17 protein-coding genes are annotated in these 25,979 nt (G+C 59.7%); 9 read left to right on the forward strand and 8 right to left on the reverse strand.

Annotation, left to right across the window (positions count from 1 at the left end):
* Window positions 1–396: 396 nt before the first annotated feature.
* On the forward strand, window positions 397–3,588 hold the full coding sequence (locus BMY67_RS04875) for a T9SS type A sorting domain-containing protein (RefSeq protein ID WP_092768929.1): 3,192 nt from the start codon (window positions 397–399) through the stop codon (window positions 3,586–3,588).
* A 169-nt stretch (window positions 3,589–3,757) separates the two neighbouring features.
* Window positions 3,758–6,628: a T9SS type A sorting domain-containing protein gene (locus BMY67_RS04880; protein ID WP_092768932.1), complete on the forward strand. Its 2,871-nt coding sequence runs from the start codon at window positions 3,758–3,760 to the stop codon at window positions 6,626–6,628.
* A 91-nt stretch (window positions 6,629–6,719) separates the two neighbouring features.
* On the opposite strand, the gene BMY67_RS04885 is transcribed toward BMY67_RS04880, so the two are convergent.
* The 3 genes from BMY67_RS04885 to BMY67_RS04895 all read right to left on the reverse strand — a co-directional run bounded on the left by BMY67_RS04885 (window position 6,720) and on the right by BMY67_RS04895 (window position 8,862).
* Window positions 6,720–7,046: a HesB/IscA family protein gene (locus BMY67_RS04885; protein ID WP_019948353.1), complete on the reverse strand. Its 327-nt coding sequence runs from the start codon at window positions 7,044–7,046 to the stop codon at window positions 6,720–6,722.
* A gap of 74 nt (window positions 7,047–7,120) precedes the next feature.
* Window positions 7,121–7,537: a Fe-S cluster assembly scaffold IscU gene (gene iscU / locus BMY67_RS04890; RefSeq protein ID WP_088464844.1), complete on the reverse strand. Its 417-nt coding sequence runs from the start codon at window positions 7,535–7,537 to the stop codon at window positions 7,121–7,123.
* Between the two features lie 110 nt (window positions 7,538–7,647).
* Window positions 7,648–8,862, reverse strand: a complete 1,215-nt coding sequence (locus BMY67_RS04895; RefSeq protein WP_092768935.1) for an IscS subfamily cysteine desulfurase — start codon at window positions 8,860–8,862, stop codon at window positions 7,648–7,650.
* A gap of 159 nt (window positions 8,863–9,021) precedes the next feature.
* Between BMY67_RS04895 and mce the strand changes: the two genes are divergently transcribed.
* From mce to BMY67_RS04915, 4 genes are all read left to right on the forward strand, one after another.
* Window positions 9,022–9,426 (forward strand): methylmalonyl-CoA epimerase, encoded by a 405-nt coding sequence (gene mce / locus BMY67_RS04900; RefSeq protein ID WP_092768938.1) that lies wholly within the window; start codon window positions 9,022–9,024, stop codon window positions 9,424–9,426.
* 174 nt (window positions 9,427–9,600) lie between these two features.
* A complete protein-coding gene (locus tag BMY67_RS04905) occupies window positions 9,601–10,182 on the forward strand; it encodes an L-threonylcarbamoyladenylate synthase (RefSeq protein WP_092768941.1) in 582 nt (193 codons plus the stop codon).
* A 95-nt stretch (window positions 10,183–10,277) separates the two neighbouring features.
* Window positions 10,278–10,547: a hypothetical protein gene (locus tag BMY67_RS04910; protein WP_092768944.1), complete on the forward strand. Its 270-nt coding sequence runs from the start codon at window positions 10,278–10,280 to the stop codon at window positions 10,545–10,547.
* 235 nt (window positions 10,548–10,782) lie between these two features.
* Window positions 10,783–12,201 (forward strand): CCA tRNA nucleotidyltransferase, encoded by a 1,419-nt coding sequence (locus BMY67_RS04915; protein ID WP_092768947.1) that lies wholly within the window; start codon window positions 10,783–10,785, stop codon window positions 12,199–12,201.
* 465 nt (window positions 12,202–12,666) lie between these two features.
* Here the strand turns inward: BMY67_RS04915 and BMY67_RS04920 are convergent, their stop codons facing one another.
* Together BMY67_RS04920 and BMY67_RS04925 are read right to left on the reverse strand one after the other, a co-directional pair.
* Window positions 12,667–15,309: a PspC domain-containing protein gene (locus BMY67_RS04920; RefSeq protein WP_092768950.1), complete on the reverse strand. Its 2,643-nt coding sequence runs from the start codon at window positions 15,307–15,309 to the stop codon at window positions 12,667–12,669.
* Between the two features lie 59 nt (window positions 15,310–15,368).
* Window positions 15,369–15,716: a PadR family transcriptional regulator gene (locus BMY67_RS04925; RefSeq protein ID WP_092768953.1), complete on the reverse strand. Its 348-nt coding sequence runs from the start codon at window positions 15,714–15,716 to the stop codon at window positions 15,369–15,371.
* Window positions 15,717–15,992: 276 nt separating this feature from the next.
* Between BMY67_RS04925 and BMY67_RS04930 the strand changes: the two genes are divergently transcribed.
* Window positions 15,993–17,090, forward strand: a complete 1,098-nt coding sequence (locus BMY67_RS04930; RefSeq protein WP_092769621.1) for a putative type IX sorting system protein PorV2 — start codon at window positions 15,993–15,995, stop codon at window positions 17,088–17,090.
* Window positions 17,091–17,233: 143 nt separating this feature from the next.
* Window positions 17,234–21,754: a putative type IX secretion system sortase PorU2 gene (gene porU2 / locus BMY67_RS04935; protein WP_092768956.1), complete on the forward strand. Its 4,521-nt coding sequence runs from the start codon at window positions 17,234–17,236 to the stop codon at window positions 21,752–21,754.
* A 145-nt stretch (window positions 21,755–21,899) separates the two neighbouring features.
* Here porU2 and BMY67_RS04940 read toward each other — a convergent pair whose 3' ends face one another.
* The 3 genes from BMY67_RS04940 to BMY67_RS04950 all read right to left on the reverse strand — a co-directional run bounded on the left by BMY67_RS04940 (window position 21,900) and on the right by BMY67_RS04950 (window position 24,696).
* On the reverse strand, window positions 21,900–22,385 hold the full coding sequence (locus tag BMY67_RS04940; RefSeq protein ID WP_092768959.1) for a dihydrofolate reductase: 486 nt from the start codon (window positions 22,383–22,385) through the stop codon (window positions 21,900–21,902).
* A gap of 50 nt (window positions 22,386–22,435) precedes the next feature.
* The gene (fmt, locus tag BMY67_RS04945) at window positions 22,436–23,383 is read right to left on the reverse strand and encodes a methionyl-tRNA formyltransferase (RefSeq protein WP_092768962.1); all 948 of its coding nucleotides are present in this window, start codon (window positions 23,381–23,383) and stop codon (window positions 22,436–22,438) included.
* Window positions 23,384–23,445: 62 nt separating this feature from the next.
* Window positions 23,446–24,696 (reverse strand): exo-beta-N-acetylmuramidase NamZ family protein, encoded by a 1,251-nt coding sequence (locus BMY67_RS04950; protein ID WP_092768965.1) that lies wholly within the window; start codon window positions 24,694–24,696, stop codon window positions 23,446–23,448.
* A gap of 44 nt (window positions 24,697–24,740) precedes the next feature.
* Here BMY67_RS04950 and BMY67_RS04955 point away from each other — a divergent pair, with 44 nt between their 5' ends.
* The gene (locus BMY67_RS04955; RefSeq protein WP_092768968.1) at window positions 24,741–25,955 is read left to right on the forward strand and encodes an ABC transporter permease; all 1,215 of its coding nucleotides are present in this window, start codon (window positions 24,741–24,743) and stop codon (window positions 25,953–25,955) included.
* The last annotated feature ends 24 nt before the right edge of the window (window positions 25,956–25,979 follow it).

Here is a 25,979-nt window from a genome sequence, read left to right on the forward strand (position 1 = left end):
GGGTAGAGCCGAATGAGATAAGCATTAAGCTTCATTTATATTGTGAAATTCTAATAAATATAATGTAATGTTTTGACTAATAGGCATTTGAATTGATTCTTTGCACTGCCCCTCTTCAAGTGATATGCCTGATGCGCTACTGGTCAGTGTAATGCTTCGGTGCTGTATTACTAAGATCGGGGCGAAATGCGGGTTTCGAGGATATAAAAAATGTATGACAAGAACAGGGATAAATCATAGTCCTGCACAACATTAAACTCGTATAAAGCGTTGGCCAGCTCTTAGTAGGGGCGTTCCATTATAAAAGATGGCACGTTCGTTGCGCAAAATGTCCTTCGCATTTCAACCTGCTCTGAAAACAACTTCCTTTTTGTAAACAATCCGTTCACCATACTCATGAAAAAGAAATACTTACGCAACGTCAAGCCTGGTGCAGCCAGTCGCTTGTGGGCCTTGCTGGCCCTGCTTTGGTTTGCTCCGTTGCTGGGGCAGGCACAGAGTCTTACTTTCACTGCTCAAGACCCCAATCTTAATCCAGGAGCAAACGGTTCTGCTAATCCGCAGTATTTTGGTCAAGTGGCTGTGGGCAACTCTTCGGCTTCTAAAGCTTACACAGTATCAGGTTCAGGCTTGGATGCTGGCGCCAAAGTAAGCATCATTATTCCTGGCGATTTTCAGGGTAGCACTAATAACAGCTCCTTTAGCACGAACACAATCATGTTTACTGCTGATGGTTCTGGCAACTTAAATGCTACAACCCTCTACCTGCGTTTCTCTCCTACTACGGGGGCTGGCACTACCATTAACCGCTCGGTATTTGCTCAGACTGTTTTTGATGGTGATCCTATAACCTCTTCACCTACCGTGAGACTACGTGGTGATGCTGTTGTCGGCACGCCGACTATAACAGTAGATCCAACATCACTTTCTTTCAGTAGCCAGCAGATCAATAGCACCTCGGGCCCAATGCCGGTAACTGTTAGTGCTACCTCACTGAAGGCTCCTGTTACTGTCACGGCTCCAACTGGTTTTCAGGTGAGCTACGACGGTAGCCCATATGGCACTACAGCCACAGTGCCGCAGGATGGAAACGGTGCGGTTACTAATGCGGTGGTAAATGTAGTATTTGCGCCAACTGCTGCTCAAAACTACGTGGGTAATGTCACGTTCGCCAGCACAGATGCTGCTACGCGCAATACCGGTGTTTCTGGCGTGGGCATATTGCCTCCCGCTTCCCTTTCTTCTACCCCCGCCTCGCTGAGCTTCCCAACGTTGCAGGCTGGTCAGATTTCGGAACCCCAAAACTTTACTGTTAATGGCAGCAATCTTACTTCTGTGGTAACCGTAACCGCCCCCGCGGGTTTCGAGATTCGGCTTGGTGCCAGCGGACCTTACTTCCAGTCGCTTACGCTGAATCCTAATAACAATCAACTCAACGCCAATCTGCAGGCTCGTTTCAAGCCTAACGCAGCGGGCAGCTACACCGGCAATATCACGGCCACTACTACCGGAAACGGTGGAGCTACCACCTCTGTGGCTGTGTCGGGTACTGGTACCCCCGTACCAACCGGGCCGTTTATCGTGGTCAGCCCAAATACCCTGGATTTTCAAACGGTTTCTGGTAGTGGCTCGGCTCAGACGCTAGCCTTCTCCATCAACGCTGCCAACCTGAAGGCTCCGCTTGTGCTAACGGCCTCTAACGGCAACATCGCATTTCGGGACGCCTCGGCTGGAGGGAGCTTTGTAAACGGGCCTCTCACTATTGCTCCTTCACCAGACGGCACAGTGTCATTGCGCGAGATTGAAGTGCGCCTTATTGCTCAGGTAGCTAGTGGTGTATTTAGCGGAACCATCACGGCATCAAGCGAAGATGCCACAGACCAGGTCGTAACAGTTTCGGCCAACAGCATCGGTGGTAACTCTACTATCAACGTTGACGGTGTATTGGAGCAGTTCTCCACGGTACCAGGGGTAGCTTCCGCTGTACAGTCGTACGTCGTAACCGGTACTAATCTGTTGGAAGGGTTGCGGGTAGCAGCACCAGCGTCTTTTCAAGTCTCGCTCAGCCCTACTTTCGCGGGTGTTACGGGTACCGGAAACTCGTTTGTTATTCCCCAGATGCCGAATGGCGATGTGCCCAGAACAACCGTATATGTGCGTTTTCTGCCCTCTTCGGCGCTCAGCATAACCTCAGTTATCCTTAACTCGAGCAGCCCTGCTATTTCGCAGGCCGTCTCGGTCAATGGTACCAGCGAGCCGAGCATCCAGATTGCTAATCCCTTCGTGGAGGTAACCAAGGTAGTGCTCAACACCAAGTCAGCCTCGCAAGCCCTCAACATTAAGGCCGACCGAGTGTTGCAACCGATTACCATTTCCAGTCTGCAAATAGAGAACCCGCTGAACGTCAACAACACGCCGCAGTTCCAACTCTCGCTCGATAACGTGACGTTCAACAGCTTCGTGGTTCTGATGCCTAATACCTCGACCTACAAGGTCGATCAGCCCTTGTACGTGCGTTATGCTCCGACTTATCTGGGTACCGGTCAGGCAACGCTGCAATACCAAAGCAACGATTTCGCCGATAAGTCGACGCGGTCGATTGGAGCCAATGACCTGTTGTCGGGCAAGTCGATTGATGTGGAGCCTACCTTGCGTAGTAATGCTGTGGTAACGCGCAGTGGAGCCACGGCTACCGTTACGTTCAATCTGCCAGCCAACTATGCTGCGCTGGGCTACGGCGAGGGCCGCCTGATTGTGGCCAGTGAAGTGGCAAAACTTCCGGGCAACATTCGCCCTGAAGATGGTGTTCCGTACACAACGGGTAACCAGACCTATGGATCAGGACCAGAGCTTACTTCGGGTTTCTTCGTAGTGTATTCCGGTTCCAATAACTCGATCGTTATCGACGGGTTGAACCCGGCAGTTACTTACTACTTCTACACGTTCGAATTCAACAATATCCAGAATAACCTGAATACGGCTGTACCCGGTGCTGAGAACTACCTCTCGCCGCCAGTGCCAAATGAGATTCCGGGTATTGTTGCCCCTGGTGAGCCTCCACTGCCCGTAACCTTGGTGTCGTTCTCGGCCAAGACCAGCGGTTCGCAGGTAGCTATCCGTTGGGAAACCGCTTCCGAGCTCAACAACAAGCAATTTGAAGTAGAGCGCAGCCGCGACAGCCGCACGTTTGAAACCATTATCACTCGCGCCGGCCGAGGCACTACCAACGCTACTACCGTGTACAACGAAGTAGACCGCAAGCCCCTGAACGGTTTGTCGTACTACCGCCTCAAGCAGGTTGATTTGGATGGCAAAACCAGCTACAGCACTATTGTACCGGTAAGCTTCCTCAAAGCCGGTGAAGCCGTGATGTATCCTAACCCGGTTACCGATCAGCTCACTATCACGCTGGATGGTGGTACCGAAGGTGTAGCGGCTACTATCACCGACCTGTCGGGCCGTACCGTACGGACCCAGCAACTGCGCGCTGATGGCAAGCTGGATATGGCTAGCCTGCAGGCTGGCACCTATCTGGTAACCGTTGGTAACGGCAAAGCCAAGGTAACGCGCCGCATCGTGAAGCAATAGCCCTCAAGGCACGCCGATCGGCCAAAAAGAAAAGCGCTTCCCGAAACGGGAGGCGCTTTTTTGTTTTAAGCCATAATTTTTTTTGACTTTGTATGTAATAATAATATGAAAAATTAGTATAATTACCAAAGGAATAAGGGAGTTGGTCTTATATATTCACTGCATTGCTATGAAACTGTTCACTACTCTTCCTCTTGAACAAGTGCGCCGGAGAGTGCTACAGAAGGTGCTACAGGACTTACTACTCATCCTGTTGCTTCTATGCCCAGTAGTAGGATGGGCAGTGCCAGTGGATGCCGGTTGTACCAACACGCCAACTGGCAACGGCATGCGCCCCAATGCTGTAATAGAGGCTGTCATTGTGAGTAGCGTACACGAGGTGCTATGGTTTAAGGCCTCTCGGAATACCGAAAATCCGCCTAAGACGTTAGCACCACTTGCGGACTTAATGGAAGACTTTGAAGTAGGTACGAAGGCTGGGTACGCCCAGGGAAATGTGAGTCTTGCCAGCGGCGAATGGACCTTTGCAGAGGCGCTTATCGCCAATGTGGGCGGGACTGATAATGACTTGGGTAGTGGCAGCCGAACTTCGCGCATTCAAACAGGGGGATACCTAGCAATGAATTCCGATAAACCGAATGGTGCGGGCATAATTACTCTAAAAGCAGCAGCATTTAGCAGCGATGCAGTGGCTAATCGGATGGCCACTTTCTGGGTGGAAGTATTTGATAACGGAGCCACAGTTGGACCGCCTGCCTACAGGAGTAGCGTGATGACAGTAGGCAGCGGTTTGCAGACATACACGTTTACGGTCAATGTGAGCGGGAGCATCCGGGTGAAAATTACTAGCCAGGATAAAAGCAAAGACTTTCGATTCAATATCGATGATATTGCTATATCGTCTATTGGCAACCAAGCTGCCAACGCCTATACCTGGACGGGCCAGGGCAATGATGGCAGTTGGAGCAATTCTGCCAACTGGTCGCCTGCCCGCGCAGTCCCTGCGCCTACTGATGTTATAATATTTGACGGGACCGTTGCCAGTCCGGCAACTGTATCACTCGATTTCACTGCTCCCACTCAGCTTATTGGACAGTTGCAATTGCGCAACTTGGTTAGCGTAGTCTTTCTGAATTCTGGCACTGCCCGTGCGCTCAGCCTTGACGGGGGGGTATCCGGTGACGACCTTACTGTTGGAGCCGGATCGGTGCTGACACTACGTGGGGGCAGCGGAGCCGAGATAGTGCTCAACGTAACTGCCGGCGAAACAGCGCTTATTAACGGCCGGGTGGCTTCGGAAACAACTGGTACCGGGAGCGGCGCGGGCAACAGGCTAACGGGCCAGACTCCGGGGGCTATTGTGTTTGAAAAGAATTCCTTGTTTGAGGCCGAAGCAGGCGTTACCGGCAGTCCTTTCGGAAGCGTAGTTGCCAACCAGCAAGCAGTGTTATTCAAGGCCGGAGCAACCTTCCGGCAGGAAGGAGGGGGCAGTGCTTTTGGCTCAAATCAGACAAATCCCGCTGCTGTTTTTGAGATTGGCAGCACCTATCAGTTTGCTGCTTCCGGTAGTACGCCTTCTGTATCTGGACGGACCTACGGCACTCTCGAAATAAGCAATGGAAACACTACTCTGACAAACATGACTGGCTCTGCACCTCTGGTGATTCAAAATGATCTGAGGATTGGTACTAACGTGAAAGTGGGCCTGAATCTGACCGGCGGCATTCGTATTGGCGGCAACGTTGTGGTGGAGGCGGGGGGCACTTTGGACTTCGCCCCTACGAGCGTCAACACTATTACGCTCAATGGCATTCGGGAGCAACTACTTAATGCACCTAGCCCCATCCGGTTCGGCGCGCTGACTACACTTAGCCTCGATAATGCCGCCGGCGTTCGGCTCCAGGCCCCAATTGGGATAAGTGGAACGCTCAACCTGCAAAAAGGGGTATTAAACTCTTCGACCACGAACCTGCCCACGCTAGCGGCCACCACCACTGTGTCCGGTGGCAGCAGTAGTAGCTACGTGAGCGGGCCGGTAGCCCGGCAGTTGCCCGTTGGTACTACCACGGCGCAACTTTTCCCGATAGGCAAAGCCGGCAACTACCGCCCCGTTACCCTTCAGCCCATCCAGTCCGACCGCGAAACGCTGGTAACGGTAGAACAGCAGGAAGGGAAGGCAGCCCCCCTGGCTTTCAACGACGCCATTCAGCACGTGTCGCGGGTCCGGCGTTATGACATCAGTGCCTCACCGGCCCTGAATGCCACGCAGTTTATTGGTACTGTTACACTCAGTTTCACCTCCGACGATCAGGTAACCGACCCCACGGTGACTTCGTTGGTAGTAGCCCGCACCGATGGCACCGGTTGGAACAGCCTGGGGCACTCGGCCAGTAGTGGTACAGCCGGTATCCCAACCGGCACGTTTGTAGCCGGTACGCTTACCTCGGCATCGTTTATGGGGCTCGGAGATTTCCAGACCTATACCCTGGCCAGCACCGACCCCGATGCAACCGTTAACCCGCTGCCGGTACAATTGCTGAGTTTTGCCGCCGAACGTCAGGCCGCAACCGTCCGCATTCACTGGGCAACAGCAACAGAACTCAACAGCGCCAGCTTCGAAGTGCAGCGCTCGGCTACGGGGAAGGATTTTCGCACCATTGCTACCCTGGCAGCGCAGGGTAACAGCACCAGCCGCCACGAGTACGCTGCCCTCGACCGACAGCCGTTGCCCGGGCTCAGCTACTACCGCCTGTGGCAACTGGACCTCGATGGCAAAGAGGCTTACTCGGCGGTGGTAAGCGTGGCCGCGCCGGGGGAGGTGCGTGCGTACCCGAACCCCGTGAAATCGGCCCTGACGGTGGAGCTACCGACTGCGGGGGGGCGCTACCGCATTATCAGCCTGCTGGGAAGTGTACTTATGGCCGGAGAAATGCCCGCCAGCATGGCCGTACTTGATATGACCGGCCTACCGGCCGGCCTCTATCAACTGGAAATAACGACTCCGGCCGGGCGCGACATCCGCAAAATTATCAAGCAATAGATCTGACTGCCTATTGGCCCTAAGCCATGAAAAAAGGGTTCTACCAAGTGGTAGAACCCTTTTTGTATAGAGCAAAGCAGGCGTATGACCGCTATACCGAGAAACTCTCGCCGCAGCCGCAGGTGCGGGAAGCGTTGGGGTTATCGAAGTAGAAACCCTTGCCGTTGAGGCCGTCGGAGAAGTCGAGTTCGGTGCCGGCCAAGTAGAGGAAGCTTTTCATATCCACTACCACCTTCACGCCCTTGTCTTCAAACTCCTGGTCCATGGGCTTCACTTCGTTGTCGAAATCGAGCTTGTAGCTCAGGCCCGAGCAGCCGCCGCCGGCCACCGAGGCCCGCAGGCGGTAGGTTTCGTCGAGCTCGGCATCGTGCATGAGCTTCTCTACTTTCTCCTTGGCTTTATCCGAAACGGTAATCATGGCAGTAAGGCTTTAAAGCTGATGGTCGGGAAAGGCCAACCGCTGGTAGCTACAGGGCTGTCAGCCCGCAGTAGCTAGTGGTGCGACTTGGCCATTTCCAGCTCGGGCATCCCGTTTTTCACGCGGTAGTCGTTGATGGCCGACTTGATGGCGTCTTCGGCCAGCACCGAGCAGTGGATTTTAACGGGCGGCAGAGCCAGCTCCTCCACAATCTCCATGTTGTCGATGGCCAGGGCCTCGTCTACGGTCTTGCCCTTCAGCCACTCCGTTGCGAGCGACGAGGAGGCAATGGCCGAGCCGCAACCAAAGGTTTTGAATTTGGCATCGGTGATGGTATTGGTTGCCTCATCTACTTCGATTTGCAGACGCATGACGTCACCGCACTCGGGGGCGCCCACGAGGCCGGTGCCCACGCTTTTTTTGCTTTTGTCCAGCGTGCCCACGTTGCGGGGGTTGCTGTAGTGGTCGATTACTTTATCGGAATAAGCCATTTTTTTGTCAATTAAGAATGTTGAATTATGAATTATGAATTAAGCAATGAATTGTACGAACGGCTTCAACGGCCAATGCATAATTCATAATTCTTAATTCATAATTAACTCTAGTGTTCTGCCCACTCGATTTTGTCGAGGTCGATGCCGTCCTGGAACATCTCCCACAGGGGCGACATTTCGCGCAGCTTCGTGACGGCTTCTTTTACGTGGTTGATGGCGTAATCGATCTGCTCGTCGGTGGTGAAGCGGCTCAGGCCAAAACGCAGGGAGCTGTGCGCCAAGTCGTCGCTCAGGCCCAGGGCCTTGAGCACGTACGACGGCTCCAGCGAGGCCGAGGTGCAGGCCGAGCCCGACGATACGGCCAGGTCCTTCACGCCCATCATCAGGCCCTCGCCTTCTACGTACTTGAAGGAGATGTTGGCCACGTGCGGCAGGCGGTGTTCTACCGAGCCGTTTACGTAGCTTTCCTCCAGTGTCAGCAACTCTTTTTCGAGCCGGTCGCGCATGGCGCCGAGGCGCGCGGCATCGGCGGCCATTTCCTGCTTGGCCAGCTCGCAGGCCTTGCCCAGGCCCACAATGCCTGGTACATTGAGCGTACCCGAGCGCATGCCACGCTCGTGGCCGCCGCCGTCCATCTGGGCCGTTACCTTTACCCGGGGGTTCTTGCGGCGCACGTACAGGGCACCTACCCCCTTGGGGCCGTACATCTTGTGAGCCGTGAAAGCCATCAGGTCAATACCATCATCCTGCACATCCACCGGAATCTTGCCCACGGCCTGGGTGCCGTCGGTCATGAACAGGGCGCCGTGCTTGTGGGCAATGGCGGCAATTTCGCGGATGGGCTGGATGGTGCCCGTCTCGTTGTTGCCGTACATGATGCTTACCAGAATCGTCTGAGGCGTCATGGCCGCCTCCAGTTCTTCGAGGTCGATGAGGCCCTCCGAGTTCACGGGCAGATAGGTCACCTTGCCGCCGATTTTCTCGATGTGCTTGCAGGTATCGAGTACCGCCTTGTGCTCGGTGGTGGTGGTGATGATGTGGTTGCCCTTCTGGGCGTACATCTCGAAGATGCCCTTGATGGCCAGGTTATCCGACTCAGTGGCGCCCGAGGTGAAGATAATCTCCTTGGGGTCGCAGTTGATGAGGCCGGCAATCTGGTCGCGGGCGTAGTCAACGGCTTCCTCGGCGGCCCAGCCGAAGGGGTGGTTGCGCGAGGCGGCGTTGCCGAATACCTCGGTCAGGTACGGCATCATGGCCTCCAGAACCCGCGGGTCGAGGGGCGTGGTGGCGTTGTTATCGAGGTAAATGGGTAATTTGAGCATAGCCCGGAGTTCTGGTTTTGTCAGCGGAGAATCATTCGTAGGTAGAACACGCAACCCGGCAAACAGGTTTAGTTTCGCCCTACATTCGTACTACAAAAGTAGAACAAATCCAAAGAAGCCGCGCTATGCCCTGGCGGCGCCCTTTCCCCTTTTTACGCCATGTTTACCAACCTCGAACACCTCGGCCTGGCCGTCAACGACCTCGAAGCGGCCACGGCCCTCTATACCACGCTGCTGGGCCAGCCGCCCTACAAGCGCGAACACGTGGCTTCTGAAGCCGTAGACACGGTTTTCTTTCAGGTCGGCGGCTCCAAAATCGAGCTGCTGGCCGGCACCTCGCCCGACAGCGCCATCACCAGGTTTCTGGCCAAAAAGCCCGAGGGCATTCATCACGTGGCCTTCGAAGTGCCCGATATTCGGGCCGAGATGGCGCGGCTGCGGGCGGCCGGCTTCACCTTACTTAATGAGGAGCCCAAGCGCGGCGCCGATAATAAGCTGGTTTGCTTTGTCCACCCCAAGTCGGCCGCCGGCGTGCTGGTCGAGCTGTGCCAGTCGGTAGCGTAGGGGCCGGGCAACTACTTGTCATCCTGCGCTTGCGAAGGACCTGCTCAGAAGCCAACTCTGATAGACTCCCGCTGGATAGGTCCTTCGTCCTTGCTCCAAGCACAACATGCTCAGGATGACAGTACCTCTTCCAGCCTCTTGCCATCACCCAACTTCCTTGCTAACCCCCAAGCTATGACGCCCAAATTCCTGCGTTCCGAGGCCGATGCGGCCGTGGACGCGCTACTGCTGCAACAGGTGATACTGTATCCGACCGACACGGTGTGGGGGCTGGGCTGCGACGCCGAGCTGCCCCGGGCCGTGGAGCAAGTATATAAGCTCAAGAACCGGCCGGCCGAAAAAGCCTGCATTGTGCTGGTCGCCGATGAGGCGATGTTTGCCCGCTACGCCGAAGTGGTGCCGGGCAACCTGCCCGCGCTGCTGGCCGCCCAAACCCGTCCTACCACCTACATTGTGCCTGGCAGCCGCCACCTGGCGCCCAACCTGCTGGCCCCCGACGGCACCATAGGCCTGCGCGTGGCGCTCGGCGACGAGTTCTGCCGGCTGGTGCTGCGGCGGCTGGGCCACGGGTTGGTCTCTACCTCCGCCAATATTAGCGGGCAGCCCACCCCGGCCGTGTTCAGCGAAGTGGCGCCCGAGCTGGTTCGCAAAGTCGATTACGTGGTGAACTGGCGGCAGGACGACGCCACCCGGGCCGCGCCCTCGCGGGTGGTGCGGGTGCTGCCCGACGGCACACTGGCAACGGTGCGGGAGTAGCCGGCCAGAAAAAAAACAAGCTCGACAGCGGGTTACGTTTGGTGGGTGAGTGGTATGAAACCCAAATCATACCATCACCTTTCTACTAATTGACCATGAAATTCTCGTTCAAATCCCTGCTCGTACTGGCCGCTTTCGCTCCTTTCGCTCTGGCTTCGTGCTCGGAGAAAACCCAGGAAAACGCTGAGGCTACCGCCGATAGCGCCGCCAACGATGCTGCCAACGCCACCGACGCTGCCGGCAACGCCATCGAAAACACCGCCGACAAGGCTGCCGCTGACATGGCTCCTGAGCCCGGCGATACGGCTGTAGTACGCAACGTACCGGCCGACAAGCTGGTAGAGGAAGTTCCTGCCAAGCAGTAATTGCCCGGCCGCTAACGGCCCCGCAAGAGCGCCTTCGGATTGTTCCGGAGGCGCTTTTTTGTGCGCGGTCCGCCCGTGTCGTTTACGCTGCCGCTGAAAACCGGCGTTTTGCACCGGGCTATAAATGTGCGTGTCTGACTGCCTACAGAAGTAGTTGGATGCAGGTTAGGGCTGAGCTGAAGGGGGGGGAAGGCTGATTGCTGGCGGCTAATGGCTCAAAACTTACCTTTGCCCTATGCACACGCCGCAACTCCCCGACCTGCCCCTGTTCCAGACCATTGCCGCCGCCGCCGCCGCCCAGGGCTCGCCGGCCTACGTAATTGGCGGCTTCGTGCGCGACCTGGCCCTGAACCGGCCCAGCAAGGACGTGGACGTGGTGTGCGTGGGCGATGGTATCGCGCTGGCCCAGGAGGTGAGCCGGCGCCTGCCCGGCAAGCCCCGCGTGACGGTGTTCAGGAATTTCGGCACCGCCATGCTGCCTACGCCCGACATTGAAGTGGAATTTGTGGGTGCCCGCCGGGAAAGCTACCGCGCCGAAAGCCGCAAGCCCGAAGTGGAGGCTGGTACGCTCGAAGAGGACCTAGCCCGCCGCGACTTCACCATTAATGCCCTGGGCCTGAGCTTGAACGGGGCCGACTTCGGCGCCTTGGTGGACCGCTACGACGGTATGGGCGATTTGGCCCGCAAGCTCATCCGCACCCCGCTCGACCCCGATATTACCTTTTCCGATGACCCCTTGCGCATGCTACGGGCCGTGCGGTTTGCGGCCCAGCTCAACTTCGATATCGAGCCCGATACGTTCGATGCGCTGGCCCGCAACAAGGAGCGCATTAAGATTGTGTCGCAGGAGCGGATTACGACCGAAATCAATAAGATGCTGCTGGTACCCAAGCCCAGCTACGGTTTCAAGCTGCTGTTCAGCAGCGGGCTGCTGACCCTCATCTTCCCGCGTATGGCCCAGTTGCAGGGCGTGGAGAAAGTGGGCCAGCACGCGCACAAAGACAACTTCTACCACACCCTACAGGTGCTCGACAACGTGGCCGCGGCTGGCGGCGACCTGTGGCTGCGCTGGGCCGCCGTGCTGCACGATATTGCCAAGCCCGCCACCAAGCGCTACGACAAGCGCGTGGGCTGGACGTTTCATGGCCACGAGGACAAGGGCGCGCGCTGGGTGCCGGGCATTTTCACCGATTTCAAGCTGCCGCTGGGCGAGGAGATGCGCCAGGTGCAGAAGCTCGTGCGCCTGCATCTGCGGCCCATTGCGCTGGTAAAGGAAGTGGTAACCGACTCGGCCGTGCGCCGGCTGCTGTTCGAGGCCGGCGACGACATCGACCGGTTGATGCTGCTGTGCCGGGCCGATATTACCAGCAAGGACCACAGCCGCGTGGCCCGCTACCTGCGCAACTTCGATGTGGTGGAGCAGAAGCTGAAGGAAGTGGAGGAAAAGGATAGCCTGCGCAACTTCAAGCCCGTCATCACCGGCGAAATTATCATGGAAACCTTCGGCCTGAAGCCCAGCCGCGCCGTGGGCGAACTGAAAGAAGCCCTGCTCGAAGCCATCCTAGAAGGCCGCGTACGCAACGAGTACGACGAGGCCTACGCGCTGCTGCTGGAGCTGGGTGCAGCCAATGGGCTGGCCCCGGTAGCGGGGTAGCGGCCGGGGTGCGGGTGTGGGCAACGCCTGCTGCTGCAAAACTTATTTCGCTGCCCGCCAACTCAGGCCCCAGCACCGCGCACCGGGCTTGTCATTCAGCTTTAAAGCCAACGGCCGACCCCACATTGGGGTCGGCTGTTGGCTTTAAAACTGAATGGTGGGCTAAAAAAGAAAGCCCCGACCCTCCTGTTGCAGCAGGGTAGCAGGTCTGGGCTTTCTTGGGGTCGCACTTTTTCACTCACATACGGACCCTTATCCATCGCGCCGCGGGGCGCTGTATTAAGCAGATGTAAAAACCGGGCCAATAGTTGTATGCCCGGCTGCAAGCTTGTTGTTTCGGATATAGAACGGCTGAAAGGCCAGCGGGTTACAGTAAATCGGGCGGGGCAGCTACAAGCGGCCTGTCGGGCCTGCCAGCCGCTTGTAGCTGCCCCGGCCAGGTGGGCTGGCCTTCGCCACAACCGCCTACTCGCGCACTGCCCGCACGCTGGAGGCACCCACGGCGCTGCGGCGCACGTTGGTAGGCGAGCCGCTGTACTCGATTACGCTGGCGCCGGTGGCGCTGGCCCGCAGGTCGCCGGTTACGTTTAGGCGAACTTTGCTGGCGCCCACCACATCGATGTTGGCGTTGCGGGCGGTGAAGCGCGGGGCGGTGACCTCGCAGGCTCCGGCCCCGTCAATTTTCAGCTCGCTGGCTGAGCCGCGCAAGGCGGCCCGGCAGCCGCCGGCCAGGTCCATGCTCAGCTCGTTGAACTTGCCGTCGAGCAGCAGCTGCGCGCCGCCGGCCTGCTCCACCTGCAGGTCGCCGGTACCGAAGCCACCCACCTGGGCGCGGGACCCGCCCACCAGCTCCAGCTTGTTAAGCTCGGGCAGCTCTATGGTGATCAGCACGCGGGCGTTGTCCGACGAAAAGTCGCCCAGCCGGAACAGGCTGCGGTTGCGGGGCTTGATAACCAGCTCGCTGCCGTCGCGCTCCACTACCAGCTGGCGCAGGGCGTTATCGGAGCCGGCGGCCCTGATGGAGTAGCTGTTGCCGGGGCGCACCACCAGCCGGTAGGGGCCGGCCACCGATACGTGGTCGAAGTCCGACTCGGAGTAGCTGCGCCGGCCGGCGCCGTAACCGTTTTCGGAGGTATCGAAGCTGTCTACGCCGCCGAAATCGAGGCTGATGTTGGCATCGGCGCGGCCCTCGTTATAATCGGAGCTTTCCTCGATGTCGGCATCATCGGTACGGCCGCCGCGCAGGTCGGCATCGGTACAGTTGAGGCACTGCAGCCGGTTACCCACCATCCGGTACACGAAGTTTTCGGGCTTGTAGGGCTGACGGTCGCTCACGTAGTCATCAGCATCAAGCCAGCTGGCAAAATCCTCGGTCATGCGGAAGGTGCGGTTGCGGGGCATAAGCAGGCGCAGGCGCATCTGCTGATCGCGCAGGCGGGCGCTGGGCTGGAAGGTGAAGTGGTCGTCGATGCTCAGGGTTGAGTCGTTGAGGATGCGCAGCTGGTGGGTGGTGGAGGTGGCGGCGGTACGGCGGGCCACCGAATCGGAGGAGCCTTTGGCCGAGATGATACGCTCAAAACGCGGGGCCTGCGCACTGTCAATGGCAATCAGGTCCAGGCCGACCCACTGGTCGTTGTCGAGCTGGCGGCGCTCCAGCAGCAGCCGGGGGCTGGTCAGGCCGTTCAGGGCCACCGTTTGCGTTACTTCCGACTCGCGCTGAAACTCGCGGCCCACCCGGATGCCGGCCACCGAACTGCCCACGATGCCCAGCAGCCACAGGCCCAGCAGCGTGAGGTTGGCGGCCCGCGACAGTACCGGACGGCGGAGCATCAGGCTCAGGCCGGTAAGTAACAGGCCCAGGGCGGGAATGCCAATGAGCAGGAAGAAGGACAGCACGGCCCAGACCGAAATGTCGTTGAAGAGCAGGAAGGGCTGCAGGGGGCCGAAATCAACCCAGTTGGGCGAGGAAGTCAGCCCCAGGCCCACGCCCAGCCCCAGAATAATCGGCAGCAGCAGGCTGAAACCAGTCAGGATGAGGATGCCGCCCACTATGGCCCGGATGATGCCACCCAGTCCGTTCAGGACCGGCCGGATGTTGCTGAACGAATCTTCCAGAAACGTGCCGACGGGCCGGTTGTTGGGCACGCTGGCGTCCGAGCCGGCCGCGTAGGGGTTGTCGCGCAGGTTGCTGTCGAGGGCCGAGAGGGTCACGGCCGAGCCCCGCATGCGGAGCCGGTCGGAGGCCGTTTTGGCCTCGGGCAGCAGCACCCACAGCGCGATGTAGAGCGGGAAGGCGAAGCCGCCGGCAAACAGGCCGACTAGGAACAGAATCCGCACCAGCACTACATCAACCTTGAAATAAGCGGCCAGGCCGGCCGAAACGCCGCCTACTTTGCCGTTGTCGGTGTCGCGGTAAAGCTTCTTGAAGGCCGGGTCCTCATCGGCCGGCGTGGCGTCGTAGCGCTTGGGCAGGGCAATCCAGAGTACCACGTAAGCGAGCACCGCGAAGCCACCCAGGCTGAAGCCCTCGAACCGGTAGAACCGGTCGTCGAAGTCGAACACGCCCCGGATGATGGGCTTGATGAGGGCCAGGGCCAGGAAACCCAGCCGGATCCAGAGCGGATTGACGGCGAAGTAGCGGGCAATGCCGGCGGCCACGCCCGCCACTTTGCGGTTGGCCATGTCGCGGTACAGGCGCTTGGGGCCGGCCTCGGTTTCGTCCGGAGCGGCGGCGGCCGGCCCGTCGGTGGTGGCGCTGCCGCCCGTGGGGCCCGAGTAGGTGCCGTAGGCCGAGCCGTTGGCTACGGCGGCGGCCAGCAACTGCTCGTCGTCGTCGGCCTCATCGGCGGGCTGGAAGTCGCTCACCCGGCCCATTTTGGCCGTCATGCTCTCCACGTCTTCCAGGGTGATGACCTGCTTGAGCGGGGAGAGGCGGGCGGCGAAGAGCTCGGCAATGCGGCCTTCGATGTCGGCCACGATTTCCTCGTGCCCGCGGTAGCCGCTGAAATGGGCTTTCACCTCGGTCAGGTAGCGGCTGAGCACTTCGTAGCCGTCTTCCTCAATGTGGAAGATCATGCCCTGGAGGTTGATGCTGATGTTCTTTTTCATCGTAGTTGCTGCAACAAGTCAACAATAGGAAAGGGGAGGAGCGGGAGAGGGGGCGGCGCCTAGAGCGCGGCCACGGCGCCGGGCTTCAGGCGGATGATGCGCACCGACTCCTGGACTTCTTCCCAGGTCAGGCGCAGCTGGTGCAGAAACTCCTGCCCGGCTTCGGTGAGCGTGTAGTACTTGCGGGGCGGCCCACTCATGGATTCCTTCCAGGTGTAGTCCAGCAGGCCCGCGTTTTTGAGGCGCGTGAGCAACGGGTAGAGCGTCCCTTCCACGACCAGCATGCGGGCCGCCGTCAGCTCCTCGAGCATGTCGGAGGCGTAAACCTCGCCGCGGGCAATGATTTCGAGGATGCAGAACTCCAGAATGCCCTTCCGCATCTGCACTTGAGTGTTCTCGACTTTCATAAGTGAAGGCAGATTGGGGGTGAAGAATGAGTCAAAGGTAGCAAAAGGTACTATGTAACACAAGGTACTGTTGAATTATATTTTTGGTTGCCTGAATTTTCCGGCTGCCCGGCCCTGGCGGGCCGGCAGCTAAGCCGCAGGGTCGTATCTTTGAGGAGCCGTTTTTGGCTATTTTCCGCAACGCGCAATCCACGACGCACTATAAGTAAGTATCTTGCGTTGCTGCCGGACCGCGCTTTTTTTCTTCTGCTAGCTTTTTATTTGGCCCACTCTTCTATGCCCCACTTCTCCTCTTACAAGGCTCTGCTGCTGGGTGCGGGCCTGAGCCTGGCGGCCCTGGCGCCGGCACTGGCCCAGACCAAAACGCCCAAATACAGCAACGAATTTCTGAACGTGGGCGTGGGCGGCCGGGCCCTGGGCATGGGCAAAGTGCAGGTCAGCCTGGCCGACGACGCCACGGCCGGCTACTGGAACCCGGCCGGGCTGGTCAACCAGAAAAACAAGTACGACGGCGTGCTGATGCACTCGGAGCTGTTCTCGGGCATCGTGAAAAACGACTACGCCGGCTTCGGCATGAAGCTCGACGACAAGAGCGCGCTGGGCGTGAGTTTGATCCGGCTGGGCGTGGACGACATTGCCGACACCCGCAACCTGGTGAACGAGTACGGCTACATCGACTACAACAACATCCGGTATTTCTCGGTGGCCGATTACGCGCTGCTGCTCTCTTATGCCCGCCAGATCGGCTCTGTTGAAGGCCTGCAGGTGGGCGCCAACGCCAAAGTCATCTACCGCAACATCGGCTCGTTTGCCGATGCCGTAGGTTTTGGCATTGATGCCGGGGTGCAGTACCGCCGCAACGGCTGGCAGCTGGGCCTGATGGCCCGCGACATCACCACCACCTACAACGCCTGGACCATTCACCGCGACCAGTTCGAGGGGCCGGCCAACGCCCTGGACCAGATTCCGGAAAACAGCACCGAAATCACGCTGCCGCTCTTCGTGTTCGGCGGCAGCCGGCGCTTTCAGCTGCCCGGCGAGTTTACGGCCCTGGCCGCCCTCGATATGGAGCTGAGCACCGACGGGCAGCGCAACACGCTGGTATCGAGCAAAGCCGTGAACCTCGACCCACGGGCCGGCCTGGAACTGGGCTACAAAAACCTGGTGTACCTGCGCGGCGGCGTGGGCAACGCCCAGCAGGTGCAGTCGTTCACGGGCTCCGAAGCCTGGAAAGTGCAGCCCAGCCTGGGCCTGGGCGTTGCCCTGAGCGGCCTGCGCCTCGATATGGCCCTCACCCGGCTAGCCGTCGAAAAACTCGGCCAACGCTCGCAGCCCACTTCCATTATTATCTCGCTGGGCTACGGCCTTAAATGAGCTGTTAGCTGGGAGCTATTAGCTATTAGCTTTTTCGCTAACGGGCTGCTGCCAAAAACTATAACCCACTGCTCAGCCAGCCGCTTTGGTATGGCTGGCTGAATTCCAGAACGAAAGCTAATAGCTATCAGCTTAAAAGAAGTATGAAACAACATTACCTGAAAACCGCGTGGCTGGTGCTGCTGCTGAGCCTGCTGGGCGCAGCCTCGGCCCAGGCCCAGTCGGGGCCCTACGGCAACGAGTGGCTGGTGCCGGGCCAGCAGTACTACAAGATTAAAGTAGCCCGCGACGGTATTTACCGGCTTGACTACGCTTACCTGCAACGTGCCGGGCTAAGTGGTGCCAACCCGCAGCGGTTGCAACTCTGGCGCCGCGGCAAGGAAGTAGCTATTCATGTAGGCGGCAATGCCACGGCGCTGGAGGCCGGCTCGTTCGTAGAGTTCTTCGGCCAGCGCAACGACGGCCAGCTCGACCGGGGCATGTACAAAGACCCGGCCGCCCAGGTGCACAGCCTTTACAGCCTCTACACCGATACGGCCGCTTACTTCCTTACCGTTTCGCCTACTGCCCCGGGCAAGCGCATGGCCCAGCCCCAGGCTACGGCCGGCACGGCGCACGCCAACTGGCTCAAGCAGGATACCCAGCTTCAAACTGCTACCTGGTCGAGTATCAGTGAAGACTTGCTGATATACCAGCCCTGGATGGAGTCGGGGGAAGGCTTCTTTTCGACAAATATTGGGTACCGCGACCAACGCCTGGTGGGCGAGGGTAATTATGTGCTTGACTCACTGTTTGCTGTGGTTGGCACCCCTTCCTTGGAGTTGGTGGTAACGGGAACCAGAACCGTTACCCGTACCATTATCGTGTCGGTGGTGTCGGGCAGCAACCCCCGCCAGGTAGGTAGTTTTCCTTTGGTTGACTATGGCAAAAAAACGTTCCGGACTACTCTGCAAGCTTCCGACATTGGGGCCGATGGTAAACTACAGGTAAAAGTAACCGCCCCGCAGGTACCCGGTTACACCAAGGACAATTTCGTGCGCGTAGGTTATGTGCGCGTTACGTATCCGCAGGCCCGCCGCTGGGTGGCAGGCCAGGCAGGGGTAGCTTTTCTGGCCGATTCGACGCTCAGCAAGCCGATTACATATCAGTTCAATAATTTGCCCGCTACCGTAGTAGGCTACGACGTAACTGACCCCGCCGCCGTCGTGCGCGTTTTGCCCCAGACCGGAGGCAGCACCTCGGTATTCGTATTTCCGGCGGCCGCCACCCGCTCCCCACTATTGCGCCTGCACGATTTGGCCCGTGCCCTGGTGCCGCCGCTGCCAGCACAGCCGGTGCGCTTTCAGACCCTGCCCATCACGGCCAATTTCCTGATAGTGAGTGCCCGGGGACTTATGAGCCCTTCCGGCGACGGCACCACAGGCAATGCCGTGCGCAGCTACGCCAGCTACCGGGCTTCGGCGGCGGGTGGCAAGTACGATACGCTGGTAGTCAGCACCGAGCAGCTCTACGACCAGTTTCACTACGGCGAGAAGTCGGCCCTGGCTATCCGGCAGTTTGCGCAATGGATGCTGGCGAAAAACCCCGCCTTGAAGCGCAACCTGCTGCTGCTGGGCAAGGGCTATGAAACCGGTACGCGTGTCAATGGGCTGTTTCATCGCCAGGCTACGCCCACCCAGTTCGGCGGCACGCCCGACTACGTGCCCACCAGCTCGCGCGGCGCCTCCGACATCTTCTTTACCGCCGATTGGCAGAATGGAGACTATGTGAGCCGCATGGCTACCGGACGCGTAGCGGCCAACACGCCTACCCAGATCATGAACTACCTGGGCAAGCTGCGCGAGCATGAGGCTCTGGGGCTGGAGCCCTGGCGGCGCAATGTGTTGCTTATGGCCGGCGGTGAAAATCCCGGTGAGCCGGAGGAGTTTAAAGGCTATCTGGAGGATTACGGCCGCATTATGCAGAAACCCTTCTTCGGAGGACGCATCGTGCGCTTTATCGACCGAATCGGCCGGTTAGGTTATGAGCCGGTAATTGTAGACATCGCACCCCAGGTCAACGAAGGCGTATCCATTATCAGCTATTTCGGCCACGGCGGCCTGCGCGACTTCAACCTGACACCCACCAATATTCTGGCTCCGGCCAGCGGCTACGCCAACAAGGGCCGGTATCCAGTGATTTTTATGAGCGGCTGCGTGGCGGGCAATGCCTTCACTGGCGAAGGCTCGATGGGTGAAGACTGGATGCTGGCCGCCAACAAGGGGAGCATTGGCTTCATGGGTAACTCCTCGCTCGATGTGGCGCCCAACATCGACCAGGTAGATAAGCTGACGTACCGGCTGCTACTCAACGACCCGCAGTGGTATGGTAAGCCTGTGGTGGAAGCGCAGGCCGAAGCATTTCGGCGGCTGCAGACCAAGCTGTTGGCGGAGAGCCAATTCGCAGTGCCCTCGCTGATGAGCACCATCTGGCAGGGCGACCCGGCTCTGCGCCTGTTCTCGCCCGAGCGGCCCGACTTTCAGACTGCCGACAGCCGCCTGCAACTCGCGGCCGCCGTGGTGCAGCCTACACCGGGCGCCACGTTCGAGCTGAAACTGGGCGTGAGCAACCCCGGCAAAATCACCGTTGGCCAGCTCCCGATTCGCGTAACCCGCACGGTAGGCAGCAATACCAGTACCTTCGATTTTGTGGTGCCCCAGGCCCGCCAGGATACCACCTACACGCTGGCTCTGGTTAACCCGGCTACGGGCAGCGTAGCCGGCCAGAATACGTTTCAGGTAGATATTGACCCCGATAACGTCATTCCCGAGCTCGACGAAACAAACAACCGTGCGACGCTCAACTACACCTTCCTGACGGGCGGGGTTACGCCGCTCAGCCCACCCGAATTTGCCATTGTAGGCTCTAACGACGTCCGGCTGGTGGCCCAGAGCAATTTGCCTACCACCGTCAGCCGCGAATACGACCTGGAGCTTGACACCACCCAAGCCTTTACCCGCCCGTTGCGGCAGGTGCGGCTGAGCGCTGTAATGGTGCCCGAGTGGACGCCCGGGCTGCCTACGCTGCCTGGCCAGCCCGATAGCGTAGTGTGGTACTGGCGCGTGCGCCTGCACGCCCCCCAGGGCGACGAAAGCCCCGACTGGGCCACCAGCTCGTTCCGTGTTATTAAGGGCCGCAGCCAGGGTGGCTGGTCGCAGAGCCACCCCGGCCAGTTCCGTCGCGATGAGCGAAGCGGGGTGGAGGTAGCCGTGCCCGGGGGGCAATGGAGTTTCGACGAGAATACGCGGCAGGCCACTATCACCTCTACCCGAATCGGTCCGGCCCGGCAGTGGGAAACCCTGTACCACACCATCCGCACCGACGCGGCCACTGGCTACACGCTGAAGTTGCTGGGTATCGACAGCCTGGGGAGCACCACTGTGCTCGACCCCAACGTTACGAGCCGGGCGCTGGCGCTGAATAACGTGTCAGCCAAGCTATACCGCTACCTGCAGTTGCAGGCCACTTTCACTGCCGACCAGGCCGGCCAGACTCCGCAGCTGCGGCAATGGTTGGTTACCTACCAGGGAGTTCCCGAAGGAGTGGTGCGGCCCAGTGTCACGCCCCTCACGGCCGCGCAACTGACGGAGCAGGCTCAGAAAACCGGCTCGGTTACGGTGCCGGTAGATTTTCAGAACGTGTCGGATTTCGATTTCAAGGCGCCGCTGGTGGGCTACATTGTGCTACGCTCGGGTACGGCCGGCGCCCCGCGCGAGCGGTATTATGCGCTCAGCGGTCCGGCCCTGCTGGCTCATACCCAGCAAACCTATAACGTTACCGTTGACGCCCGGGGACTCTACGGTCCGCTCTCGGGCCAGGTGGTGCTCAACCCGCGCCGCCAGCCCGAGCTGCAGTACTTCAACAACGAGCTGTCTCTGGCGCCCTTCGAGGTGGTGAACAACGACACCCCACCGGTGCTGGATGTGGCCTTCGACGGTCGCCACCTGCTCAACGGCGAAATCGTGTCGTCGCGGCCCAGCATTAGTGTGCAGCTGCGCGACCTTGATAAGCTGCGTCCGGTTACCAGCCGGGGCAACTTCCTGCTCGTGCTCACCCGCCCTGGTGGGTCCGGGCAGGCCGTAGATTTGAACGGAGCCAGCATCACGTCCTTCCAGGCCGACTCGGCCCAGGGAGTAACCCGGCTGGTGTTCGAGCCGGGTAAAAGCCAGCCGCTTGCCGATGGCATTTACACGCTGGAAGTGCAGGGCAAGGACGGCAGCGGCAACCCGGCCGGCACCGAGCCTTACCGCATCACGTTCGAGGTTATTTCCAGCGCCGGCATCACCAATGTTTTCCCGTATCCGAACCCGGTAACGAGCAAAACCCGCTTCGTCTTCACCCTGACCGGGACCACGCCGCCACGCAACATGAAGATTCAGATTGTGAGCCTGACGGGCCGGGTGGTGAAGGAGATTATGATGGAGGAAATGGGGCCGCTGCGCATCGGCAACAACATCACCGAGCAGTACTGGGACGGCACCGACACCTACGGCGACCGGCTGGCCAATGGCACCTACCTCTACCGCGTGGTGCTCGACGACCCCACGGGCGAGTTCAAACAGCGCGCCACTGCCGCCGATAAAGCCTTTAAAAAGGATTGGGGCAAGCTGGTATTGCTCCGGTAGGCTGCTACCTGTTTCACGACTAAAAAAGTCCCTGACGCCAGTATAGGCGTCAGGGACTTTTTCTAGCTAATGCTTTAAAAAGGCTGAATAACCTCGACCAGGCTTCGGATTGACAGCATAGTTGCTGAGTACGGAAGCTGGCAGCTCATCGCCGCCGCAGTGTAACGAAGCTGAAGGCGTACTCATGGGTGGTGTCCGGCTCGTGCCGTTCGCGGCTTTCCTCGCGCCATTCGCCGGGGTGTAGCTCAGGGAAGGTGACGTCGCCCTCGAAGGCGTGGTGTACCTCGGTCAGGTACACGGTGTCGGCGGCGGGCAGGGCCTGCTGGTAGATTTCGCCGCCCCCGATGACGAAGATGTCCTCATCGGTGGTGCGGGCCATTTCCAGCGCTTGCAGCACCGATGCGGCCGTTTCGCAGCCCTCCACCTGCCAGTCGGCCTGGCGCGTGACTACAATGTTGCGCCGCTTCGGCAAGGCCTTCCCGATGCTCTCGTAGGTGCGCCGGCCCATGATGATGGGGTGGCCCAGCGTGAGCTGTTTAAAGTGCTTGAGATCCAGCGGCAGGTGCCAGAGCAGGCGGTTTTCGCCCCCGATAACGCCGTTATCGGCCACGGCTACAACGAGTGCGGTCATGTAGGTGAGGTGGTGAGTTGTGAAATGGCAAGTTGCCGTGCGGTGGGCAATCAGGCGAGCAGCTTTACGTCGAAGCCACGCAGAAAATCCTGGATGGGCAGGCGCTTCTTGCCTTCGAGCTGCACGTCGAGCAGGTCGAGCAGGCCATCGGTGGTTTGCAGGCGCAGGTAGTTACGGCCGTCGGTGTGCCACTGGCCGGCGCCGCCCATGTCGGGGCCGCTGGCTTCTTCGTCGCTGAAGGGCTGGGCGCGGAAAACCTTGAGGGTACGGCCGTCGGGGAGCTGGAGGAAGGCGGTGGGGAAGGGGGCGAGGCCGCGCACAAGGTTGGTCAGTGCCGGCGCCGAATGCCGGGTGGGGTCGAGGCGGCCGGTTTCCTTCGTGAGCTTGGGAGCGGGCCGCAGCTCCGGCAGCTCGGGCTGCGGAATGCTGGGGGCCTCGCCGGCCGCAATGGCCTGCACCGAGCGCAATGCCAGCTTCGCGCCGGCAGCCTGCAGTTTCTCGTAGAGCGAGCCAAAGTCGTCTTCCGGCGCAATATCCACGGCATCCTGGTAAATCAGGTTGCCGGTGTCGATTTCGTGGCGCAGGAAAAAGCTCGTCACGCCCGTTTGGGTGTCGCCGTGGATGAGGGCCCAGTTGATGGGCGCCGCACCCCGGTACTGGGGCAGCAGCGAGGCATGCACGTTGATGGAGCCCAGCGGCGGCATGTTCCAGACCGCCTCGGGCAGCATCCGGAAGGCCACCACCACCTGCAAATCGGCTCCGTAGCCCTTCAGTTCGGCCTGAAACTCGGGGTCCTTGAGGTTGGTGGGCTGGAGAACCGGCAAACCGTGAGCCTCGGCGGCCGCCTTCACGGCCGAGCCCTGCAGCTGGCGGCCGCGCCCGGCTGGCTTATCGGGTGCCGTAACTACGGCTACAACCTGGCAACCGTCCCAGTTTAGGAGGGCTTCCAGCGTCGGCACCGCGAATTCGGGCGTGCCCATGAAGATGATGTTCAGCATTGATAAGGAGTGAATGAGTGACTCGGTGACTGAGTGAATGACAGACGCACTCACTCACCGGCTCAGTTGAAATCCGGGTACAGCAGATACTTCTTCCGCAGCACCTTATACGCACCCAGCGCCGGCTCCCAGGAGGCCCGGATTTCGGCTTCCGACTTGCCGGCAATGATTTGCTGGCGGGTGGTGGCCGTGCCCATCAGGCGCTCGAAGCCGGCAGTGAAGAACTTGTCTTTGGCCGTGCTCTGGTTGTAGTAGTCGATCAGGTAGGAGAGCGTAAAGCCGATTTCGCCGATGCCTTTCAGGTCCTGGCCGTAGCAGCGCTTGCCGTTCTGGGGTGGGGCCGTGGAGCCGGGGTTGGGCGTGGGCACGAAGCTGAACGGGCGGCTGGCGGGCTGGGTAGGCGCCCCGATAACTTCGAAGGGCCGCTCGGTGCCGCGGCCCACGCTCACGTCGGTGCCCTCAAACAGGCACAGGCTGGGGTACAAATCCACGCTGTGGGCGGTGGGCAGGTTGGGGGAGGGGCGCACCGGCAGCTCGTAGCGCGTGTCGTGGGTGTAGCCTTCCACCGGAATCACCGTCAGGCGGCACTGCTTGCCGCCGGCCAGCCATTTTTCGCCGTTTATCATCCGGGCCAGCTCGCCCACCGTCAGGCCGTGCACCACCGGAATGGGGTGCATGCCCACGAAGGTTTTGTACTTGGGCTCCAGCACCGGCCCGTCTACGTACCAGCCGTTGGGGTTGGGCCTATCGAGGATGATGACCTCCTTGCCCTGCTCGGCGGCGGCCTCCATCACGTAGTGCATCGTGCTGATGAAGGTGTAGAAGCGCGCGCCCACGTCCTGAATATCGAACACCAGCACGTCGATGTCGCGCAACATCTCGGGCGTGGGCTTTTTGGTAGCCCCGTACAAACTCAGGGCCGGCAGGCCGCTGCGGGCGTCGCGGCCGTCTTTAATGGTGGCCCCGTCGGCCGCCTCGCCCCGGAAACCGTGCTCGGGCCCAAAAATCACTTTCACGTTCACGCCCTTGGTCAGCAGCGTATCCACCAGAAACGCCTGGCCCACGCGGGCCGTCTGGTTCACTACCAGCCCCACGCGCTTGCCTTTCAGCAGCGGCAGGTAGCGGCCAAACTGTGCGGCCCCCACCTGCAGCGGCGCGGCGGCGGGCAGCACCACCTGCGGCGGGGCCGCTACCGCCTGGGCAGCGGGGGCGGCGGGCGTGGTGGCAGTGGCCGAAGCAGCCTGGGGCGGGCGGGTGCAGTCGGTGAGCAGCAGCGCGAGGCTGAGCAGACCCTGGGGCAGGAAAGAAGGCATGGGGCGGGGCGGAAAACTAGCGGGATTCATCTAGCTTTACGCCAGTGAACGTTTCGCAGTACATATCTCACAAGATTGACGGGGCCGACGCCGGGTCGTTTACCTCGTCGGTGACAAAGATAGCCATCATCAGCATTGCCATGGGATTGGCCGTGATGGTGGTCTCGTTTGCTATTCTGGAGGGTTTCCGCAACGAAATCCAGAACAAAATCTTCTCCTTCGGCTCGCACCTGCAAATCAGCAAGTACGACACCAACAACTCGCTCGAAGCCGAGCCCATCGGCCAGCCCCGGCTGCTGCGCGAGCTGCGCGACAACCCCCAGGTAGCCACCATCCAGCCGTTTGCCCGCAAAACGGCCATCATCAAAACCAAGGATGAGGTGCTGGGCGTGGTAATTAAGGGCATCGACGAGAAAACCAGCCCTTCCTCGATGCGCCAGAACCTGGCCGCCGGCAAGTTCATCACCTTCTCCGACTCGGCCGCCAGCAACGACGTGCTGCTCTCGCGCAAGGTGGCCGATAAGCTGCGGCTCAAGGTCGGCGACAAGGCCCTGTTCTACTTCATCCAGAACCCGCCCCGGGTGCGGCAGTTCGTGGTCAGCGGCATCTACCAGACCGGCCTCGACGAATTCGACGAGGCTTTCGTTATCGGCGACATCCGCCAGATCCGCGACCTGAACGCCTGGCCCGATACGCTGGTAGGCGGGCTGGAAGTGACGCTCAAAAACTTCAACCGCCTCGACCCGGTAGCCGACAACCTCTACGAAAACCTGCGCTACGACCTCAAGCTCGACAAGATTACCGAGCAGTACGTGCAGCTGTTCGAGTGGCTGAAGCTGCTTAACCGCAACGTGGTTATCTTCCTGGTGCTAATTATTTTCGTGGCGACGTTCAACATGGTAGCCACCATTTTTATCATGATTCTGGAGCGCACCAACATGATTGGCGTGCTCAAGGCCATCGGGGCCACCGACAACCAGATCCGGAGCATGTTCTTCTTCCGGGGGCTGAGCCTGACGGTGCGCGGTATTTTCTGGGGCAACCTGATCGGGCTGGGTTTCTGCGCGGTGCAGTACTTTTTCCATCCCATCCCGCTCGACCCCGAGAACTACTACATGGACCGCGTGCCCATTCACTGGGACTGGTCCATCATCCTGCTGCTCAACGTTGCCACGTTCCTCACGTCGCTGCTGGCCGTCCTTATCCCCACCTACCTGATTGCCCGCATCAAGCCCGTAGCCGCCATCAAGTTCGATTAGCGGGCTCCAAGTAGTTTTCCCGCA

Origin of the sequence: Hymenobacter actinosclerus (genome assembly GCF_900111515.1) — a bacterium.
GTDB lineage: Bacteria > Bacteroidota > Bacteroidia > Cytophagales > Hymenobacteraceae > Hymenobacter > Hymenobacter actinosclerus.

What these genes read in the sequence shown, in the direction of transcription:
- BMY67_RS04895 (WP_092768935.1), bottom strand. Translation starts at nt 8,862, where the DNA reads ATGCTCAAATTACCCATTTACCTCGATAACAACGCCACCACGCCCCTC.
- BMY67_RS04930 (WP_092769621.1), top strand. Translation starts at nt 15,993, where the DNA reads ATGCCCCACTTCTCCTCTTACAAGGCTCTGCTGCTGGGTGCGGGCCTG.
- BMY67_RS04940 (WP_092768959.1), bottom strand. Translation starts at nt 22,385, where the DNA reads ATGACCGCACTCGTTGTAGCCGTGGCCGATAACGGCGTTATCGGGGGC.
- iscU (WP_088464844.1), bottom strand. Translation starts at nt 7,537, where the DNA reads ATGGCTTATTCCGATAAAGTAATCGACCACTACAGCAACCCCCGCAAC.
- BMY67_RS04925 (WP_092768953.1), bottom strand. Translation starts at nt 15,716, where the DNA reads ATGAAAGTCGAGAACACTCAAGTGCAGATGCGGAAGGGCATTCTGGAG.
- mce (WP_092768938.1), top strand. Translation starts at nt 9,022, where the DNA reads ATGTTTACCAACCTCGAACACCTCGGCCTGGCCGTCAACGACCTCGAA.
- BMY67_RS04875 (WP_092768929.1), top strand. Translation starts at nt 397, where the DNA reads ATGAAAAAGAAATACTTACGCAACGTCAAGCCTGGTGCAGCCAGTCGC.
- BMY67_RS04915 (WP_092768947.1), top strand. Translation starts at nt 10,783, where the DNA reads ATGCACACGCCGCAACTCCCCGACCTGCCCCTGTTCCAGACCATTGCC.
- BMY67_RS04885 (WP_019948353.1), bottom strand. Translation starts at nt 7,046, where the DNA reads ATGATTACCGTTTCGGATAAAGCCAAGGAGAAAGTAGAGAAGCTCATG.
- porU2 (WP_092768956.1), top strand. Translation starts at nt 17,234, where the DNA reads ATGAAACAACATTACCTGAAAACCGCGTGGCTGGTGCTGCTGCTGAGC.
- BMY67_RS04905 (WP_092768941.1), top strand. Translation starts at nt 9,601, where the DNA reads ATGACGCCCAAATTCCTGCGTTCCGAGGCCGATGCGGCCGTGGACGCG.
- BMY67_RS04910 (WP_092768944.1), top strand. Translation starts at nt 10,278, where the DNA reads ATGAAATTCTCGTTCAAATCCCTGCTCGTACTGGCCGCTTTCGCTCCT.
- BMY67_RS04880 (WP_092768932.1), top strand. Translation starts at nt 3,758, where the DNA reads ATGAAACTGTTCACTACTCTTCCTCTTGAACAAGTGCGCCGGAGAGTG.
- BMY67_RS04920 (WP_092768950.1), bottom strand. Translation starts at nt 15,309, where the DNA reads ATGAAAAAGAACATCAGCATCAACCTCCAGGGCATGATCTTCCACATT.
- fmt (WP_092768962.1), bottom strand. Translation starts at nt 23,383, where the DNA reads ATGCTGAACATCATCTTCATGGGCACGCCCGAATTCGCGGTGCCGACG.
- BMY67_RS04950 (WP_092768965.1), bottom strand. Translation starts at nt 24,696, where the DNA reads ATGCCTTCTTTCCTGCCCCAGGGTCTGCTCAGCCTCGCGCTGCTGCTC.